Genomic DNA, 18,915 nt, shown 5'->3' on the forward strand with positions numbered 1-18,915 from the left:
CTTTACGGCCCACGTCCCGAAGCCAAGTACCCTTGAACCGTGAAGGTTTTAGTGATTGGCCCCGGCGGCCGCGAACACGCCATTGTCCGCTCGTTACTACGCGACCCCAACGTTACCGAGGTCCATGCGGCGCCCGGCAACGCAGGAATCGCGCAAATTGTGCCCACGCACAGCATCAACGCCAGCGATCCGGCCGCTGTGACGGCACTGGCGCGCAAACTTGAATCGGATTTGGTGGTGGTGGGGCCAGAGGCTCCGCTGGCCGCAGGCGTGGCTGACGCCCTGCAGGCGGCTGGCATTCCTGTCTTTGGACCAAGCAAGGAAGCTGCCCAGCTCGAAGCATCCAAGGCCTTCGCCAAGACTGTCATGGCCGAGGCGCAGGTACCCACCGCCATGGCCAGGGTTGCCACCAACTCCGACGAGGCAGCAGATGCCTTGGACACTTTTGGCGCCCCCTACGTTGTCAAGGACGACGGCTTGGCCGCCGGCAAGGGTGTGGTCGTCACCGACAACCGCGACGAAGCCCTGGCCCACGCCCAGTCCTGCTTCGACGTGGGCGGCACCGTGGTCATTGAGGAATTTCTCGACGGCCCCGAAGTTTCCCTCTTTGTCCTGGCAGATGGCCGCACGGTTGTCCCGCTCGCACCCGCCCAGGATTTCAAGCGCATCTTTGACGGAGACGAAGGCCCCAACACCGGCGGCATGGGCGCCTACTCGCCTCTGGAATGGACCCCCGCGAACCTGGTCCAGGACGTCATCGACCGGGTGGCGCAGCCCACCATCGACGAAATGGCCCGCCGCGGCACGCCCTTCACCGGCGTCCTCTACTGCGGACTGGCCCTGACCAGCCGTGGCACCCGAGTCATCGAGTTCAACGCCCGCTTCGGTGACCCGGAAACCCAAGCCGTCCTTGCCCGGCTGAAGACACCACTTGGCGGTGTTCTGATGGCGGCCGCCAAGGGCCACCTGGATGAGATCGACGAGCTGCGCTGGGCACCCGAGACCGCCGTCGCCGTCGTCCTCGCCAGCGAAAACTACCCCGAAACACCGCGCACAGGGGACCGGATTCGCGGCCTGAAGAAGGCCAACCGGCTCGACGGCGTGCATGTCCTGCACGCCGGAACTGCCACGGACGACGACGGCAATACAGTCAGTGCCGGCGGCCGGGTTCTAGCCGTGGTGGGCCTGGGCGTCGATCTGGAAGACGCCCGTGAAAAAGCCTACGAGGGGATTGAGCAGATCTCCTTGGAGGGTGGCCAGTACCGCACAGACATCGCCGCCAAGGCCGCCCGTGGCGAGATCACCGTGGCCGGCTCAGCCGCCCAGGCATAAGGAACATACATGACTTCCGCAGCAACCACAGCCCCCGTCCTGCCCGGCTGGGAGCACGTCTACTCCGGCAAGGTCCGCGACCTCTACGTCCCCAGCCCCTCCCAGAGCTCGCAGGCTCGCTCCGGGGCCCTCGGGGCCGTGGGCCAAAGCGGCACCGAGAACTCGCAGGCACCTTTTGCCGGACGCGACGACGTCGTCCTGGTGGTGGCGAGCGACCGGATCAGCGCCTTCGACCACATCCTGGCGAGCGAGATTCCCGACAAGGGACGCATCCTGACCCAGCTGAGCCTGTGGTGGTTTGACCAGCTCAACGTGGCCAACCATGTGGTGGCCTCCTCCGTCGAAGACGGCGTCCCGGCAGCCGTTGCCGGGCGGGCCATGGTGGCCAAGAAGTTGGAGATGTTCCCGATCGAGTGCATCGTTCGCGGCTACCTGACCGGTTCGGGTCTGATCGAATACCGCCAGTCCCAGACAGTTTGCAGCCTGCCGCTGCCTGCTGGTCTGACTGATGGTTCAAGGTTGGAACCAGCCATATTCACCCCCTCCGCCAAGGCCGAGGTGGGCGAGCATGATGAAAACATCAGCTACGAAACCATGGTGGACACTGTGGGCGTGGACAGTGCGGCCACATTGCGTGAGCTGTCGTTGGAAATCTACACCCGTGCCGAAGAGATCGCCCGCGAACGCGGCATCATCTTGGCGGACACCAAGGTCGAGTTTGGTACGGACCCGGCCACCGGCGTCGTCACCTTGGGTGATGAGGTCCTGACGCCAGACTCCTCCCGTTTCTGGGATGCGCAGCTTTGGGCTCCGGGAGCGGCACAGCCAAGCTTTGACAAGCAATACGTCCGTGACTGGCTGGCCGGGCCGGAATCTGGCTGGGACAAGAATTCGGACACCGCGCCCCCGGCTCTCCCAGCAGATGTCATCGAGCGAACCCGTGCCAGATATGTGGAAGCCTATGAACGGCTCACCGGGAAGACGTTCCTCTAACCAAACTTAAGGTGCGTCGGGTGCCTGGCGGCTGGATGAAAGCTCCACTATGCTGTCCAAGGCCTGAGAGATTCGGTCGCCGGCTCCCGCCTCTGTGAAGAGAGTTTTTGCGTCGGCGAAGGCCAATAGGGCATCGTCTGTTCGGTCCATGGCTTTGAGGACTTGTCCCAGCAACAAGGCCGTGTCGCCAGCGGTGTGGGACCCCAGATGCTCCTTTTGGGCGTTGACGATCGTCAGCAAATCAAGTGCCTTCGGCAGTTCCCTGTTGAGATAGAGCCACCTAGCGCGCAATAAAGACACCTCCAGGCTTTCAGTGGCGGATGCCCCGACCACAGAATGAGCCAGCTCGCTGCGTTCGATCGCCTGGAGAGTATCTTTCTCCACCACTCCTGCGGCCAGCCGCACCCACGCCGTGGCCTTATTGAACTGGGCCCATCGTGCCAGATCCTGGGCCGGCGACAGCAACCTACTGGCCAAGGAGTGGTGGTGGATCCCTTGGGTGACATCATTGCGGAAGAAGGCAACATTTCCGATGACCCAGTGCATTTCTCCGGCAGTCTGGGCGGGGGTTGCCTCCGTGAGGACGTCATTGAGGGTGAGGCAATAGTTCCAGGCCTCCTCAAGCTGGCCAGATTCGGCCAGAGCCCCTATGAGTGTTTGTAGCGCAATAAGGTAAGCGGCCGCTTGCTCTTCGGACGCACCTGCGCCGATCTCGACGGCGAGGCTCGCATGCAAGATTGCGTCGTTGAGGCGGCCCATGCCCAGGAGTGCCGCAGCCATGACCTGGCGGGCACGCAGGTTCAGTGAATCGCATTCGGCGGTCAAAGGATGTTCCAGCAATCTGCTGAGAATGTCCACCGCTTCGGTGAGATCGCTGTTGCGCAGCAGGGCAGTGGCCTGCAGGTAGGTCATGTTCCACCACATGACAGCGTCCATGCTGGAACTTGCCTTGATCGCGGCATTCTCGGCATTGTGGGCTGCGCCGAGGAAATCCCGGGTGTCCCAGCACTGCCAGGCATTGAGGGACGCTACCAAGTACTCGCATTCTTGCGGCGATGCCGTCTGCGCCCACGCATGGAGAGTGTGGGAAGAGAGCTGAAGCTGCTGTGAGAGCGCCTTGATGATCTCCACGGTGGGTTCTCTGTGGCCTGACTCCAAGAGGGAGATGTAGCTGGCCGAGTACAAGGCGCCGCCGAGTTCTCCCTGTGTAAGTGTTCGCTCAAGACGTTCCTGCCTGAGTCGTTCGCCAAAACCGCTGCCCACCGTATGATTCCTCTCACAGAACATAAAGACCGTAGAGTCCACTCTAAGCGTTCTTGGAAAAAGCTGGTGTAAGAATTGAGGATTGTTCTCAATGTTCAACTTTTTAGTCCTTCCGCATAATCCTGTGATTGTGTGTCAAGATGGTTAGCATTAAGGACAATAGACTTTACATAAGTGATTCTGTGCGCCTGGGGCAAACGGTTCATGGATGGCCGGTTGATGGCGGAGATAACCGCTACTTGAGTCACGAAAGAGGGAGGTACCGTGCTGACACGTGAGGACAGCGCGTTGGCGGAGGTACGGCGCAGGCATGAGATTCGCGTGCTGGAATCGCTGGTGACGCACGGTAGCCGGACTCGCAAGGACCTGGAAAGCGATACGAAACTCTCCCGCACCACCCTCTCAGCGATAGTGGGTGAGTTGCGCCAGCGTGGGGTCTTGAGCGAAAACGATCAAGAAATCTACGGCACTGGACGGAACGGGCGCCCCACCAAAGTCCTGACCCTGAATCCCAACGCGGGCGCCGCCGTCGGCGTCGAGCTGGGACGGCGCCGAATCAGTGTGTCAGTGAAGGGGTACGACGGCGCCACACTGAACAGTGAGCAACGGAGTCTGGCGGACAATCTTGGCATGGCCGAGAAGGTGACGCAGGCGGCCGCGCTCCTGGCAGAAATGGTGCAAGAGGGCCGGATTACGCCCGCTACCTTGCTGGGCGTGGGCGTGGGCATTGCCAGCCGGCACGCCGATCCGCGATCGCTCGCCGACGGCGGGGAGCGCCAGCTTGATCCTCAAGGAGCCACACTGGATCCTCTGCGCGAAGTACTTGGCGTGCCTCTGCTGTGGGATAACAACATTCGACTGGCGGCGATGACGCAGGCCCTGGCCCCTGGAAACACCAGTGAGAACCTGCTGTACATGGTCCTCTCGGCAGGCATCAGCTCGGCGGTAGTGGTGAACGGGTCATTGTTGCGTGGCGGCAACGGAATCGCCGGGGAAATCGGACACATCAGCGTGGACTTTGACGGACCCCAGTGTTGGTGCGGACGCCGAGGCTGTCTGGAACGGCTATTGAACGAGACAAATGTCCTCCAGGAAGCCGGGCAAAGGGGCCAAGCCTTCGAATCCATCGAGGCCATTGCCGGGGCAGTAGAGGCTGGGAACTCCGTTGCCTGTGAGGTAGTGGATTGGGCGGGCGGCTTGCTGGCCCGGGCCGTGGTCAGCGCCTGCGTGTTGCTGGACCCAAACCGCGTGGTGGTTGCTGGCGAACTCTCACAATTTGGTGAGCGGCTCCTGGCTCCCGCCCGCCAGGCCCTGGCCGAACAGCACCTTGACATAGGCCCGCGGACCACCAGCATTGACATGGCCAGCTATGTTCCCACCGCCGGCAGCGACGGTGCGGCCCTGATGGCCCTGCGGCACTGGAGAGCCTGACCTTGCCGTAGCCCACGCGCCCGGGGCCCCAATTTGGCTCGCTCTGGCGAGCCAAATTGGAGGGCGTGGGGACTAGCGGGGGGCTCCCGCGCATTGAGTGAGTTCGTACAGAGCAGCGTGACCATCCTGGGCAACTAGGGTGAAGCCGCTGGTGCCACCGGCCAGGGTAACGCCCGGGTACAAGGACATGGGGTCCTTGAACGCCTGAATGTAGTCGGTGCCAAAGTCGAGCAGGTAGGTGACTCCCAGCCGTGTGGCCGCTGCGCAGACGCCCTCGTCACTACCCACCCGGTTGAGCCAGAATCGGACGGTGAACAGGTCCGGGCTCAGGTCCCCTTGGGAACTGTAGGGGAACAGCATGTGCCGTCCAGCCAGTGCCATGGCTAGGGCCGATCCGTTGTACGGGTTGTTCGCGATCACGTCATCGGGGGAGGTGTATTCGTCCAGGCGGTGGATGAGGGCCAGCTCATGGGCGTCGATCTGGGCCACGCCGTTGGGCTCATCGGGCACATGGTAGACACCGGCCAGGGCGGTTTTCATTTGCCAAAGGCCTGGGTTGGTGGCGGCGAGGACGACGACGAGAACGGCCACCGCTGTGATCTTCCTGCCGCCGGTCGAAACCAGGGACAGGCGGCGGGGAGACTTGGCCAGGAGCCGTTCCACGCACCAGCCCAGCCCAATTGCGGCCAGCGGGACCCCGATCAGCGGCATCAACGCTGCGATCCGTTCGGGGTTGTCCCACCACGGAGCCATGGCCCAGTTGGCAAGTTTGAAGTTGGTGCCGGCGCTCATGGGATAGGTGAAGCTGACAAGGATCAGTGAGCCCAGCAGCCACCGCATTTTGTGGACCTTGAACGCGAGCCACACTCCCACCAGCACCAGCAAGGTCAGTGCAATAGCGGGGAATACCACCGGGCTTGGGGCATGGGTGAAATTGCGGAGCAGGCCCAGTGGGAAAGTCATGATTTCGGGGCTGGTGTAGTTGAACAGGCTGCGGATCTGCGGCAGCGGGACCAGGAATCCCACGCAGAGTGCCACAGCCAGGAGCACCAGCCCAATACGCCGTAGGCCGTGCCGCCGACCATGCCTGAACCCCGTGCGCAACCAGGCGAAGATCAGGAACCCCAGCAACGGGGTGAGCACCAGCATGATGCTGAAGATCCCGTTGGGCTGTGCTGTGACGGTGCCGGGTAAGTAAAGCACCACCAGTGCCAGGGCCATGGCGGGTTCAAGTGCCGTGTGCATGGCGGGGCGGATAATCAGCAGCACCAGCCCGATCCCGACGGGAACCACGGCGTTGGAAAGTGTGTTGGGGTAGGCGGAACCATATTGCAGCAAAAGGTACGGGAAGGCGGGGAACGCAGCCGCAAGGGCGCCGGCTGCGACCAGAACCGTGCGGTTTTCACCCACCAAAATGCGGGTCAGGAATACGCATCCCAGCGGCCACACCACCCCGGCCACGGCCAGCCACATGATGTTGGTTGCCGCCGGAATGCTGATCCCGGTGAGCACCACCAGCAAACTTGCCAGCCCATGCCAGGCGCCCGGGTAAAACACGTTCTGCACGGTGGGAAGGATGAATTCCGAGATGTGGAAGGAGGACGCGTTCCCCGTCTGGACGGCGTAGGCCGTGGCGTTCAGGTGAAAAACGGAGTCGTAACCCTGCGTGAATTGTTCCGGATTCACGGCAGAGAGCATCAAGACCGCCGTCGTAATGGCCAGGGCGGCAAGGACCCCCACGACGCCGGCCATAACGGTCCCCCTGCCCGCCTCGGATTCGCTGCTGGGTACGGAAGTGGAGCGCAGGGCCGGAATGAAACGCCGGGCAAAGTAGGCGCCAGCGGTGGTCACGGCGGTGCCCAGAACGACCACCGGCCAGTCCCAGCGCAGGTGAATCAAGGGGGCCACGATGGCGCTGACGGCGATGATCGACACAGAAATGGAGGGGGCCAGGCACAGGGCGATCAGCCCGCGGATTCGCAACGCCACCATGACGGCTGCGCCGGGCACGCCGAGCATCAGCAGTGCCAGCGCAAATGCCGGCAACGCTTGAAGCCATGTCGTCATGGGACGGTCCTGTACGTGGTGGCGGGCAGTCTAGATTTTTTTGACGACGCTGGATTTGAGTTTCATGGGCCCAAAGCCGTCCACCTTGGCGTCGATGTCGTGGCCATTGACGGGAGAAATTAGACGGATGTTGCGGACCTTGGTACCAATTTTCAGGTCCTGCGGGCTGCCTTTGACCTTCATGGTCTTGACGATGCTGACCGTGTCCCCACTGGCCAGGATGTTACCCACGGCGTCCTTCACCACGGTTTCGCTCTCACCGCTGTCCTGAGCCGTTACGTCCCCCGGTGCCCATTCGTGCGCGCACTCTGGGCAGACTAGTAGCTCGCCCATCTCGTAGCTGTACTCGCTGGCGCAGACCGGGCAGGGCGGCAGTGTCTCATTCATGGGCCTAGTCTAGCCGGTGGGTAAGCTTCCATTTCCGCCCCCGGCCCCCGGTCTCGCGCCCGGTAGAACTGTAGCGAGAACGGGGAGCGGGCGCGATGATCGTTAAACATCAAAGGCAGCGCCCGTGGGCACTGCCTTTGATGAATTGGTCGGGGTGACAGGATTTGAACCTGCGGCCTCGTCGTCCCGAACGACGCGCGCTACCAAGCTGCGCCACACCCCGATCCATTGCCTCGCCGCGACCGGTGAAGGTCCGTAAAAGCAACCTCTCAAGAATAGCGGACGGAGGCCTGTTACGCGAAATCGGGCAAGGGCGGCCGAGGTTGTTACACCAAGGAGTTCTGCCACGCCCCGTGCAGGGCTGCGAAGCGGCCACCCTCGGAGATCAAGTCGGCGGGCGATCCGTCTTCGACGATTTTGCCGTCGTGAACCACCAGGACCCTGTCCGCGATGGCCACGGTAGAGAGCCTGTGCGCAATGATCAGCGCCGTGCGCCCGGGCCCGTCGCCGTCGGCGCCCAACAGCTTGTGCAAGCCGGCCTGCACCATGCGCTCGGAGGGGATATCCAAGGAGGAGGTGGCCTCATCAAGGATCAGCACCGCCGGGTTGGCAAGGAACGCGCGGGCAAAGGAGATGAGCTGACGCTGCCCGGCGGACACGCGCCCGCCACGCTTGTTGACGTCGGTGTCGTAGCCGTCGGGCAGATCTCGGATGAACTCGTCCGCACCCACCTCCTTGGCCGCCGCTTCAATCTCCGCACGGCTGGCGCGAGGGTTACCCAAGGCAATGTTCTCGGCCACGGTGCCGCTGAACAGGAACGCTTCCTGGGTGACCATGACGATGGCCCTGCGCAAGTCCTCGGTGGACAGCTGACGCAACTGGACGCCGTCGAGCGTTAGCGAACCGGCGCTGACGTCATAGAAGCGGGCGATGAGTTTGGCCAACGTTGACTTGCCCGCGCCCGTTTGACCGACGACGGCGATAGTCTGTCCCGCTGGAATGTCGAGGTCCAGCCGGGGCAGGATCAAGGGGCCGTCGCCGTAACCAAACTCCACGTCCTTGAACACAATGTGCCCTTCAGGATGGGGCAGCGGAACGGGATGCTTGGGCGGGCGCACCGTGGGAACCTCTTCAAGCAGGCCCGACACTTTCTCCAGTGCCGCCTGGGCCGATTGGAAGGAGTTATAGAACATGGCCATCTGGTCCACCGGCTGGAAGAAGCGTTTGGTGGCCAGCAACAGTGCCAGCAGGGCGCCAACTTCCAGGCCGCCGTCGATCACGCGGAACCCGCCGGCCAGCAACACCACGGCCACTGTGACGTTGCCAATGAGCACCAGCCCGGGTTGAAAGACGCCGTTGAGGTTGATGGAACGGACTGTGACGGTGCGGTAGTCCTCCGCCAGCTCGTCGTACTTTGCGGCGTTGTCGGCCTCGCGGCGGAAGGCCTTGACCGCACGGATGCCGGTCATGGTCTCGATGAAGTGCACGATCAACGAGGCCGACACCACCCGGGAGGACCGGTAGGCCGCCTGGGAGCGCTTTTGGTACCAGCGGGCCAGGAAGAACATGGGCACGCCGGCCGCCAGCACAATGAGCCCGGTAATCCAGTCCAGGGAAAAGATGGTGATGGCGGTAAACAGCATGAAGATGATGCCGGAGGCCAACGAAGAGATTCCCGAATCAAGCAGTTCACGCAGAGCCTCAAGATCGGAGGTCTGCCGGGAGATGATGCGCCCCGAGGTGTATTTTTCGTGGAATTCAAGGCTGAGGCGTTGGGTATGGCGGAAGACGCGCAGACGTAGATCCAGCAACATGGCCTGGCTCAGCCTGGCCGTGGCCGTCAGGTAGGCGGCAGTCAGGGTGGAGGCTGCCAGTGCGGCCACAACATAGCCTCCACCGGTCAAGATCAGCAGGGTGGGGTTGGCGGGTGAGGCTGTCAGGGCAGGGAGTGCGTTGTCGATGCCGAAGGCGATGAGCAACGGACCCGAGACGCGGGCTGCCTGGGAGAGCAGGACCAGGATAACCGTCCAGATGAACCGTGCCCTCACGGGGCTGAGCAGCGAACCCAGCAGGCGTACCGAGCGCTGCCGCACCGCCTTGCTGTCGGCGCGGCTCAGGTCCACGCTGTCCTCGTTGGCAGTTCCCTGCGGCCCGGCGGGGGTGGGGGTTGGCCGGCTCATGCGCTCACTTCCTGGGAATCTTCGTCAAAGTCGTCGAAGTTGGTGTCGCCGGCGCGCTGGTTGCTGGCGTTCAATACTGTGGCACCCATCCTGTCGGAAACATGTGTGGCTGGTGGCTCTGGCTCGTCGTCGGAGTCCAAATCCTTGGGTTCCTCGCTCAGGCTGGCCAGAACGTACCGGTAGTGCTCATGGGTGGCGAGCAGTTGCGTGTGGGTGCCCACGGCGGTGATGCGGCCGTCTTGGAGGACGGCAACCCGATCCGCCATGGCAACGGTTGATGGCCTATGAGCGACGATCAAGGTGGTGGTGCTTTCAAGCACGGCGCGCAGCCGGGCCTCCACCCGCTCCTCGGTGTTGACGTCCAAGGCCGAAAGTGGGTCGTCGAGAACCAGCACGGTGGGCCGGGCGGCAATAGCCCGGGCCAGGGCCAGCCGCTGGCGCTGGCCGCCGGAGAGACTCAGTCCCTCCTCGCCAATCAGGGTTTCGACGCCGTCGGGCAGGGAATAGGCGAACTCCGCCTGGGCCACATCTAGGGCCTGCGCCAAGACTTCGTCATCGGTTTTCCCGGGGTGCGTAGCAGCACCCAGCAGGACGTTCTCGCGCACCGAGTTTGAGAACAAGGTGGTGTCTTCGAAGGCCATCGAAACGTGGGTGCGCAAATCGTGCACGGCCAGCTCGCGCAGGTCGACGCCGTCGAGGGTGATGGAGCCGCCTGTGACGTCAAAGAGCCGGGGGACGAGCTGGACCAGTGTGCTCTTGCCGCAGCCTGTGACCCCTACCAGCGCCATGGTCTCCCCGGCCCGCAGGGTCAGGTCCACGCCGTTGAGCATGTCGGCTTTGTCTGCTGGAGTGTCCGGGTAGCGGAAATGCACGTCGTGGAAGACGAGTTCGCCGTGCACATTCGCCAGTTTCTTGGGGTTGGCGGGGTCCTTGATGGTGTCTTGGGCGTCCATGACCTCAAAGTGGCGGTCGATAGCGGTCTTGGCGGCAAGTGTCATGGCCATGAGCGGGCCCATGGCCTCAACGGGGCCGGCGACCACGGCGGCGGTTGCGAAGAACGCCACCAGGGTGCCGACGTCGAGGTGGCCATTGGCAACGAGAAGGATGCCAACTACCAGGCCGGAGCCCAGGGCAAGCTCGGGGAGTAGGGTCACCACGAGCGAAAAGACGGCGAGGGACTTGGCCTTGTGAATTTCGGTGGCCTGGAGTTCCTCGGCCTGCACGGAGAACGCGTCAAGGGCTTCCCTGCCACGGCCAAAGGCCTTGAGTACGCGGATGCCGTGCACGGACTCCTCGACGGCTGTGGCAAGGTCGCCCGCCTGGTCCTGACTTTGGCGGCTCACGCGGCCGTAGTTGCGGCGGAACCGGAAGCCGAAGATGACAATGGGGAGGGCTGCCGCCAGGAAAATCAGGCCCAGCTGCCAGCTCATGGAGAACATCAGGCCCACACCGATGGTGACCGTGAGGGTGGTGACTACCAGCATGATGGCTCCGAAGGCCATCCAACGCCGCATGAAATTCAGATCGCTCATGGCCCGGCTCAGCAATTGCCCGGAACCCCAGCGGTCGTGGAACTCGACGGCCAGCGACTGCAGGTGCCGGTAGAACCCTGTGCGCATCTTGGTTTCCACGGTGGTGGCCGGCACAATCACGAACTGCCGGCGCAGCCACACAAAGGAGACTTCTAGCAGCCCAAGGACCAGGACCACGGCGGCCGCGATCCATACCCCGGTGCTGGCTCCGCCGGGGTGAAGTGCGGTGTTGATCAGCACGCGGTACACCTGAGGGATGAGCAGGGCCACAACACTGGCCGCAAGTGCACTGACAAGCCCAAGGATGAGGCGCGGGAGCACCGGCCGTATGTGGGGTGCCAGTTTACGGAGTGAGTCGAACAAGGTGGTGTTGATTGTTTGCGCCATGTCACTTCTCAGACCGTGCGGAACGGCCTAGTTGTTGCCGGATTACGGAAGGGGGCACGGATAGCGCTTCCCAAGAATCCCAGCCTACGCCAGCTGTGACCGCTGGCACTCGAATTTTGGCAAATTAGCTTAGGTAACCTCAGCAATTACTTTTTGTAATGACGGAACTGACGCGCCGCTGCGACTGCCTACGACTTGGCTGTCAGCGTCAACACCACAGCTTCTGGGCGGCACGCGAAGCGGACAGGCGCCGTACGGGAGGTGCCGATCCCGCCTGAGACGTTTACCGGCGTCGTATGCCCGTTGGCATCCCAGTCATGCAGGCCCTTGGCGCGCCAGGTTGGAAGGTCACAATTGCTGACCAAGGCGCCGTAGCCGGGTATGCAGACTTGGCCGCCGTGCGTGTGGCCAGCCAAGATGAGGTCCGCTTGTTCGGTGGTGAAGTGGTCCAGCACCCTTTGATACGGGGCGTGGACGACGGCGATCTTCACGTGAGGAGCGCTGTCCTGGGTGGCGGATCCGCGCGGCCACCCGGCGTAGCGTTCACGATTCAGGTGGGGATCGTCCACACCGCTGAAGTCAAAGCGGATGCCGTTCATGGGGATCGACTGGGCCCGGTTGGTCAGGTTCACCCAGCCACCCATGCCAAAGCCGGTGTGCAGTGCCTGCGTGTCCAGGGCGATGGGCTGCTTGGCATTGGCGTTGGGCAACTTGGAGGGGCCGGCGAAGTAGCCAAACGGATTTTTGAAGCGAGGAGCAAAGTAGTCGTTGGAGCCGGGCACAAAAACACCGGGAAACTCCATGAGGGGGGCCAACGCCTCCAACAAAGGGGGAACGGCATCCGGGTGGCTCAAATTGTCGCCGGTGTTGACCACCAGATCGGGTTTGAGATCCGCCAGGCCGCGCAGCCACGCCGTCTTTTTTTGCTGGCCTGGGGCGAGGTGGATGTCGGAAAGGTGCAACACCCTGAAAGGCTTGGACCCGGGCGGCAGGACAGGAACGCTCTCCTCACGGATGGTGAACCAGTTCCGCTCGATCAACGCCCCATACGCCAAGCACCCAACAGCTGTGGTTGTTGCCAAGCCCGCCGCCCAGCCCAAAGTGGTAAGGCGTGAAGCGGCCGTGTGTTGGGTGCCCATGGGTGGTGCTAGTCCTTCTTCTCTGCGGCGGGCTCGCTGGGCTTGGCTGCATCCTTGGCGTCGGTCTTGGGTGCTGCCGTCACAGGGGGGTTGACCATGCTGGCGGGCGGTGCGTCGAAGGCTCCGGTGTCAAAGTTACCGGCAACCTGCTTCATGTACCCCTGCCACGCCTTGCCGGCGTAGGTGGCGCCATCGACATAATCGATGCGCTTGTTAGCGATCAACAGGCCGTTGTTGGAACGGTCCTTCTTTTCCGGGCTTCCCAACCATGAGGTGGTGACCAGGCCCTTGGTGAAGCCGGTGGTCCACGTCTGCTGGGAATCATTGGTGGTACCGGTCTTGGCGCCGGAGGGGAGGCCGATGCCGATCTGGAAGCCGGAGCCACGCACCAATACTTCCTGGAGAACCGAGACGACACCCGCGGCAACTTCCGGCTTGATGGTTTGCTGGCAGTTGGCGCTCGGCACCGGGAACTTGTCGCCCTTGGCGTTGGTGATGGAGAGCAGTGCAATGGGATCACAATGCACCCCGCCCGAGGCGAAGGTGGCAAACGCGGAGGCCATGATGACAGGGGCAACCTCACCACTACCCAGCAGGCTACTGACGTTGGTGAGATCGTAGGGCTGGTTGGGGTCTTCGCCCAGGTGGATACCTGCCGCCGTCATCATCTTCTGGATGTTGCACATGTCGAGTTTGGCGGCAGTGGCGAAGGTGGCCGTGTTGAGGGAGTTGTAGAGGCCCTCACGTGCCGTCAAGCGTTGGTAGAAGTTATTCTCGGCGTTTTGCAGGTCTTTGGAGCCGGGGTAATTGTTGTCGTAGATGCCCGACGTGGTGCCGCAGCTGTTGACCCAGGGGAAGCCTGCCGGATACTTCCTAACCGAGGCGTCAACGATCTCGTTGATCTTGTGCCCGGAATTCAGCCATTCGGCAAAGGTGAACGGCTTGATGGTTGAACCCACATCAAATCCACCGGCACCACCCAGGGACTGTCCCTTGGCATCCAGACGGTCCACGTTGAAGTTGTAGTCACTGCCCCACTGCCCCTCGGCAGGGAACAGCTTCGTGTTTTGCGCCATGGCCAGGATCTGACCGGTCTTGGGCTGCACGCTCACGATCGCCTGGCCCACCTGGTCAGGGTTGTTGTCCATGGGGGTGAAGTTGTTGAACTGCTCCTGAGCCGCGTCCTGCAGGGTTGGGTTCAGTGTGGTGGTGATGGTCAGGCCGCCTTGGTCCAGCAGCTTTCCCCGGTCAGCGGGAGTCTTGCCGAACGCCGGATCGTTGAGAATCAGGTTGGTGGCGTACTGGCAGAAGTACTCGGCACGAACGGCAGTGGCGCAGCCGTTCTTGTGGGCCTGCACATTCAATTCGATCGGCGTGGCGACGGCTGCGTCGTACTGTTCCTTGTCGATCTTCTTTTGATCAAACATGCGGTCCAGCACCATGTTGCGGCGGGAAAGTGCGTTTTCCGGGTTCGCCAGCGGGTCATAGTAAGAAGGAAGGTTCACGACGCCGGCCAACGTGGCTGCCTGCGGAAGCGTCAAGTCCTTGGCGGAGACGCCAAAGTAGAAGGACGCCGCGGATTCAATCCCGTAGTTTCCGTTGGCGAAAAACACCCAGTTCAAGTAGCCCTGCAGGATCTCATCCTTGGAGTACTTCTTGTCTATGGCGATCGCGAGCTTGATTTCGCGGACCTTGTCGCCAACCTGCTTGTCGCCGCCGACCTTTGCCTTCTCGCCTTCACCATTGGCTTCAAGGGTCTGGATGATGACGTTGTTAACGTATTGCTGGGTGATGGTGGAGGCGCCCTGGCGGTCGCCACCGCGGGCCATCGATGCCATGGCACGCATCAGGCCCTTGGCGTCAATGCCGCCGTGCTCATAGAAGCGGGCATCCTCAATCGAAACGATGGCGTCCCGCATGAACGGGGAGATGGCATCCAGAGCCACCTCGGTGCGGTTCTGGTTGTAGAACGTGGCCAACAAAGACCCATCCGAGGCAAGAATCTTTGATGACTGGGCCGGCGTGCCCACCGACATTTCATCCGGAAGATCGTCAAAAAAGGAGATGGAGGACGTGGCGGTGTTGCCCGTCAGCGCCACGGCAGGGACCATCAGGCCCGCCACCAGGACACCACAAACCGCGCTCACACCCAGGAAGAGAACCAGTTTTCCCAGAGTTGTGGCGGTATCGAAAATGGGGTGTTTTTTTGCAGCCATTTTCCCAGTTTACCGGTAGGGGATACCCTTTGAAGCATGACCAAATGGGAGTACGCTACGATTCCGCTCATAATTCACGCAACAAAGCAGATCCTTGACCAGTGGGGTGAGGATGGCTGGGAGCTGGTTCAGGTTGTCACCGGACCTGACGGCAACGGCCTCGTTGCCTACTTGAAGCGAGAGAAGGCATAGCCATGGAAACCGCAAAGACTCAAGGAACTTCCCGCATTGAGGCGCGCCTGGCGGAGCTCGGTTTGACGCTTCCCGCCGTCGCCGCGCCCGTGGCCACCTACGTGCCCGCCGTGGTATCAGGCAACCATGTCTACACCTCGGGGCAGCTGCCTTTTATTGACGGCAAACTCACAGACACCGGCAAAGTTGGCGCCGAAGTTTCCGCTGAGGACGCAAAAAGGCTTGCCGCCGTCTGCGCAATCAACGCCTTGGCCGCAGTTAAAAGCGTCATTGGTGACCTGGATCGTGTCACCCGGATCGTGAAAGTTGTTGGCTTTGTTGCCTCCGACCCTTCGTTCTCGGGCCAGCCGGGCGTCATCAACGGCGCATCCGAACTGTTGGGTGAAGTTTTCGGCGAGGTCGGAGTTCACGCACGCTCCGCCGTCGGAGTTTCCGTACTTCCCCTGGACTCGCCTGTTGAGGTTGAGTTGATTGCCGAATTCCAGTAGCAACCCCGCGGGCATCCGGCCCGCAGGCAAGCGGACCTTTCCGCTAAATGCCGATCAGTCCGAGGCCGCGCAGGCCTGGCTTGATTTTGGCGAACGCACACCCAGCAAGCCCCGCTTTGCATCCTCGGTGGTGCTGTTGAAAGACAGCCCCACCGGGTTGCAGGCGTTTATGACCTACCGGCCCGGCGGTTCACCCTTGGGGACCGTCGCGTTTCCCGGCGGCACCGTTGAACCCGCCGACGACGACGTCACCGACTGGGTAGGACCCTCACCTCTGCAGTGGGCCAAGAGCTTGGGCACCCCAAACGTGGATCTGGCCAAGCGCCATGTGGTGGCCGCCATCCGTGAAACGTTTGAGGAAACCGGGATCCTGCTGGCCGGACCCGACGCGTCCTCCCTGGTGGAGAGCGTCTCCGGACCCGAATGGATGAAGGCGCGCGAGGCCATCGCCTCCCAGGACACCACCTTTGCTCAGGTGCTGGAACGGCGTGGTTTGGCGTTGCGCACCGATCTGCTCAAACCGTTGAGCCACTGGATGAGCCCCGATTTTGCGCACCGCCGCTTCGACACCCGCTACTTCGCCGCCGTCCGCCCTGTCAGTCAGCAGCCACAGCTTCTGGACAGCAAGGGTGTGTGGGGGCGGTGGGCCTGTGCCGCCGACGTTCTGGCTGCCCGCGGCACCGCGGCGCTGGGCGATGAGATCGGGCTGCCAAACACGGCAGGTCTGACCCTTGGTGAGCTGAGCGTCCCCGCCGTGGAAATCATCCTGGAGAAGCTGGCCGCTGCACGCGGCTGCATCGCCTACCTGAACCACAAGCGGCCCAGCAACGAATACAAGCCAGAATTGGTGACGTTGCCCGACGGATCCTTTGGGCTGGAAGTGTCGGTGGCGCCAGCCTCCGAAGGCGCAGCCTGCCGGGAGCGGTAGCCCGCCAGCAACGCCGTATCACTTTTGGCGCCTTTTCCCCGACGCTGTATCACTTTTGGTCAACTTTTCCGGAACGCGGTATCACCAGAACGCGCGGCATCCGGGTTTGCCTACAAGAAGTGATACGGCGTTGTCGAAATCGATGCCGAAGGTGATACCGCGTCCGCAGAAATGGCGCCAAAAGTGATACGGCGTCAGGGCGGATCAGAACCCAGACAAAAATGAGGGGCGGACCACCATCAGGTGATCCACCCTTCATTGCGCTGTGCCGCTTAGCGGGAACGCCGGCGCAGTCGGTTGACGTCCAAGATGACAACGGCGCGCCTGGCCGTTAAGTTCGTGTGCGTGTCCGACGGGCACGGTACGTCGCGGTGCCAAGGGCCAGAAGCAGGATGCTGGCGGCCAAGGCACCCCCAACCGTGGATCCGGTTGCAGCGAGCGGGGAAGAGGCGACTACCGGTGCCGGGACAGGCGCCGCTGTGATCGGCGGTGCTGGGTTGGCTGCAGTGACGACTGAAAAAGCATTTGACACAACAGCTTTGGGGTCGGCGACTGTGCCCACAGTATCCGTCACACCCACCAGGCTCGCGGAGATCACAGTGCCATTTGCGGTGGTGTTGGGGGCTGGCGTGTATGTGGCGGTGAATGTTAAGCTGCCGTCCGCCGAAGCCAACGGCGACAGGGTCCCGTTGGGCACGGACACGTTTGCATTCGAGAAACCGGTGACTGCCCTGGAAAAACGGAACGTCACCAGCGAAGTCTCACCCGCTCCCATTGATGTGGCTGAGACGTTGATGGTGAGCGTAAGTGGTGCCGTGTATACCGCGTACTCGTTGGAGCTGGCCGTTCCGGCCCCGGCATTGCCAGCGAGGTTGCGCACCCCTGTGAGGTCAAGCGTGATGACGTTCCGTGCCTGGAAAACGTCGGCCCCCGGGATCAGGGTGGCGGTCCAGGTGGTGCCGCCGTCAGAGCTTTTCATGTCGGAGAAGGTGCCGTTGAGGATGGCCAGATCGTCCGTGTCGAAGCCGGTAACGGCCTCGGAGAAGGTGGTGGTGACGGTTGAGATCTCACCTGCGTGCAGTGCCGGATTGGCCACGACGATTGTCGCCGTTGGACGTATGGTGCTGATCGTGAAGTTGCCCGAGTCGGTGAGGCCGGTGCCCGCATTGCCTGCAAGGTTTTTCACCCCGGTATTGTTCAGGGTAATCAGATTCGTGGTGTCATCGACGCCAGAAGTCGGGGTGAAGGTGGCAGTCCAGGTGATGCCGCCGTCGTCGCTATTCACGGCGGACAAGGTTCCGTTGGGGATGCTCAGGTCGGAGTTGTCGAAGCCTGTCACCTCCTCCGAAAAAGTGATCGTGACGAGGGAAGTTTGACCTGCATGAAGTGTCGGATTGGCCACGACGATTGTCGCCGTCGGTCGCTGAGAGCTAATCGAGTACGCGTTGGACGAAGTCGTGCCGGTCCCGGGGTTGCCTGCACTGTCCGTCAACCCGCTCATTTCCAGGATGATCCAGCTGGTGGAGGCACTGATGCCAGCAGCCGGGGTGAGCGTGGCGCGCCAGGTGACGCCGCCGTCGGAGGTACCCAGGTTGGAGAGGGTGCCGTTGTTGATGGTCAGGTCGGCGTTGCTGAAGCCAACAACTGCCTCGGAAAAGGTGACGGTCACGTCGGAGGTCGCTCCAATTCCGAGTCGCGGATTGGCCACGACGATTGTCGCCGTTGGACGCACGGTGTCGATCGAGAAGGCGTTCGAATTGATGGTTCCGGCGCCGAAGTCGCCAGCCTTGTTCTTCACCCCGGTCATATCCAAGCTGATCACGTTGGCGGAGGCGGTGATGCTGGCGAACGGGGTGAAAGTGGCAGTCCAGGTGATATTGCCGTCAGAGCTGCTCGCGGCTGTCAAGGTCCCGTGCGGGATGGTCAGGTCGGCGTTGTTGAAGTCGTCAACGGCCTCGGAGAAGGTGATTGTGACGTGGCTTGCTTGACCGATCGCGAGTGTCGAATCGGCCACCACGATGGTGGCTGTCGGAGTTGCGGCGAAAGCTGTACCCGGCACGCCGAGCATTAAGGCCAGCGCGGCGACAATGGTGATTGCAATGGAGCGAAAACGCACGGTGAAATCCCTATCTCGGAGTAAGCGGGGGACGGGTACGTCGTCACCGCGAATAAAGCCCAACCCAGATTAGCGGCCATCGATTGCCAATGCCCCGCAAGGCGGCCGAAAGTCCGAAAGTTACGGTCCGCGGCAGGGCAGGTGTATGGCGCGGCAGCCGGGCTGAGAGCCAACGCCTAGGTGCTGCGATTCTGAGCTGCACCGCCGGGATGGGTGCACAAAAGATGCCGATATTTCCAAGGAAACATCGGCATCTTTGTATAC

Annotated in this window: 14 protein-coding genes and 1 tRNA gene; 6 read left to right on the forward strand and 9 right to left on the reverse strand. The window is 62.2% G+C overall.

The features are described from left to right. The first annotated feature begins 39 nt into the window (after positions 1-39). Positions 40-1,332, forward strand: a complete 1,293-nt coding sequence (gene purD / locus CXQ94_RS00470; protein WP_104086267.1) for a phosphoribosylamine--glycine ligase — start codon at positions 40-42, stop codon at positions 1,330-1,332. 9 nt (positions 1,333-1,341) lie between these two features. Further along, complete coding sequence (locus CXQ94_RS00475; protein WP_104086268.1) at positions 1,342-2,325, forward strand: phosphoribosylaminoimidazolesuccinocarboxamide synthase; 984 nt, start codon at positions 1,342-1,344, stop codon at positions 2,323-2,325. Positions 2,326-2,331: 6 nt separating this feature from the next. On the opposite strand, the gene CXQ94_RS00480 is transcribed toward CXQ94_RS00475, so the two are convergent. Beyond that, positions 2,332-3,588, reverse strand: a complete 1,257-nt coding sequence (locus CXQ94_RS00480) for a helix-turn-helix domain-containing protein (RefSeq protein ID WP_181034008.1) — start codon at positions 3,586-3,588, stop codon at positions 2,332-2,334. A gap of 264 nt (positions 3,589-3,852) precedes the next feature. Between CXQ94_RS00480 and CXQ94_RS00485 the strand changes: the two genes are divergently transcribed. Then, positions 3,853-5,019, forward strand: a complete 1,167-nt coding sequence (locus CXQ94_RS00485; protein ID WP_104086270.1) for an ROK family protein — start codon at positions 3,853-3,855, stop codon at positions 5,017-5,019. Positions 5,020-5,091: 72 nt separating this feature from the next. Here the strand turns inward: CXQ94_RS00485 and CXQ94_RS00490 are convergent, their stop codons facing one another. The 7 genes from CXQ94_RS00490 to CXQ94_RS00520 all read right to left on the reverse strand — a co-directional run bounded on the left by CXQ94_RS00490 (position 5,092) and on the right by CXQ94_RS00520 (position 14,927). Further along, on the reverse strand, positions 5,092-7,086 hold the full coding sequence (locus CXQ94_RS00490; protein WP_104086271.1) for a DUF6541 family protein: 1,995 nt from the start codon (positions 7,084-7,086) through the stop codon (positions 5,092-5,094). 30 nt (positions 7,087-7,116) lie between these two features. Continuing rightward, positions 7,117-7,473, reverse strand: a complete 357-nt coding sequence (locus CXQ94_RS00495; RefSeq protein WP_104086272.1) for a zinc ribbon domain-containing protein YjdM — start codon at positions 7,471-7,473, stop codon at positions 7,117-7,119. Between the two features lie 146 nt (positions 7,474-7,619). Then, positions 7,620-7,696, reverse strand: a tRNA-Pro gene (locus tag CXQ94_RS00500). A gap of 103 nt (positions 7,697-7,799) precedes the next feature. Further along, positions 7,800-9,653: an ABC transporter ATP-binding protein gene (locus CXQ94_RS00505; protein WP_104086273.1), complete on the reverse strand. Its 1,854-nt coding sequence runs from the start codon at positions 9,651-9,653 to the stop codon at positions 7,800-7,802. Further along, on the reverse strand, positions 9,650-11,572 hold the full coding sequence (locus CXQ94_RS00510) for an ABC transporter ATP-binding protein (RefSeq protein ID WP_104086274.1): 1,923 nt from the start codon (positions 11,570-11,572) through the stop codon (positions 9,650-9,652). Before CXQ94_RS00510 ends, CXQ94_RS00505 begins: the two co-directional genes overlap by 4 nt. Before the next feature lie 188 nt (positions 11,573-11,760). Further along, the gene (locus CXQ94_RS00515; protein ID WP_104086275.1) at positions 11,761-12,711 is read right to left on the reverse strand and encodes a metallophosphoesterase; all 951 of its coding nucleotides are present in this window, start codon (positions 12,709-12,711) and stop codon (positions 11,761-11,763) included. Between the two features lie 8 nt (positions 12,712-12,719). Further along, complete coding sequence (locus tag CXQ94_RS00520) at positions 12,720-14,927, reverse strand: transglycosylase domain-containing protein (RefSeq protein WP_104086276.1); 2,208 nt, start codon at positions 14,925-14,927, stop codon at positions 12,720-12,722. A gap of 36 nt (positions 14,928-14,963) precedes the next feature. Between CXQ94_RS00520 and CXQ94_RS22110 the strand changes: the two genes are divergently transcribed. Genes CXQ94_RS22110 through CXQ94_RS00530 form a run of 3 tightly spaced genes read left to right on the forward strand, consistent with a single transcriptional unit; the run spans position 14,964 to position 16,535 of the window. Next, a complete protein-coding gene (locus CXQ94_RS22110; RefSeq protein ID WP_107503899.1) occupies positions 14,964-15,119 on the forward strand; it encodes a DUF4177 domain-containing protein in 156 nt (51 codons plus the stop codon). Positions 15,120-15,121: 2 nt separating this feature from the next. Then, complete coding sequence (locus tag CXQ94_RS00525) at positions 15,122-15,607, forward strand: RidA family protein (protein WP_104086277.1); 486 nt, start codon at positions 15,122-15,124, stop codon at positions 15,605-15,607. Further along, positions 15,591-16,535, forward strand: coding sequence for an NUDIX hydrolase (locus tag CXQ94_RS00530; RefSeq protein ID WP_258066518.1), 945 nt, complete (start codon positions 15,591-15,593; stop codon positions 16,533-16,535). Before CXQ94_RS00525 ends, CXQ94_RS00530 begins: the two co-directional genes overlap by 17 nt. A gap of 331 nt (positions 16,536-16,866) precedes the next feature. Here the strand turns inward: CXQ94_RS00530 and CXQ94_RS00535 are convergent, their stop codons facing one another. Further along, entirely contained in the window at positions 16,867-18,651 is a 1,785-nt protein-coding gene (locus CXQ94_RS00535; RefSeq protein WP_104086278.1) for an Ig-like domain-containing protein, read from the reverse strand. Between the last annotated feature and the right edge of the window lie 264 nt (positions 18,652-18,915).

The organism is Arthrobacter sp. GMC3 (assembly GCF_002929305.1).
GTDB lineage: Bacteria > Actinomycetota > Actinomycetes > Actinomycetales > Micrococcaceae > Specibacter.

Excerpts from the sequence above, each read along its gene's own strand:
- CXQ94_RS00510 (WP_104086274.1), bottom strand. The coding sequence starts at position 11,572 with ATGGCGCAAACAATCAACACCACCTTGTTCGACTCACTCCGTAAACTG.
- CXQ94_RS22110 (WP_107503899.1), top strand. The coding sequence starts at position 14,964 with ATGACCAAATGGGAGTACGCTACGATTCCGCTCATAATTCACGCAACA.
- CXQ94_RS00495 (WP_104086272.1), bottom strand. The coding sequence starts at position 7,473 with ATGAATGAGACACTGCCGCCCTGCCCGGTCTGCGCCAGCGAGTACAGC.
- CXQ94_RS00475 (WP_104086268.1), top strand. The coding sequence starts at position 1,342 with ATGACTTCCGCAGCAACCACAGCCCCCGTCCTGCCCGGCTGGGAGCAC.
- CXQ94_RS00505 (WP_104086273.1), bottom strand. The coding sequence starts at position 9,653 with ATGAGCCGGCCAACCCCCACCCCCGCCGGGCCGCAGGGAACTGCCAAC.
- CXQ94_RS00490 (WP_104086271.1), bottom strand. The coding sequence starts at position 7,086 with ATGACGACATGGCTTCAAGCGTTGCCGGCATTTGCGCTGGCACTGCTG.
- CXQ94_RS00515 (WP_104086275.1), bottom strand. The coding sequence starts at position 12,711 with ATGGGCACCCAACACACGGCCGCTTCACGCCTTACCACTTTGGGCTGG.
- CXQ94_RS00525 (WP_104086277.1), top strand. The coding sequence starts at position 15,122 with ATGGAAACCGCAAAGACTCAAGGAACTTCCCGCATTGAGGCGCGCCTG.
- CXQ94_RS00520 (WP_104086276.1), bottom strand. The coding sequence starts at position 14,927 with ATGGCTGCAAAAAAACACCCCATTTTCGATACCGCCACAACTCTGGGA.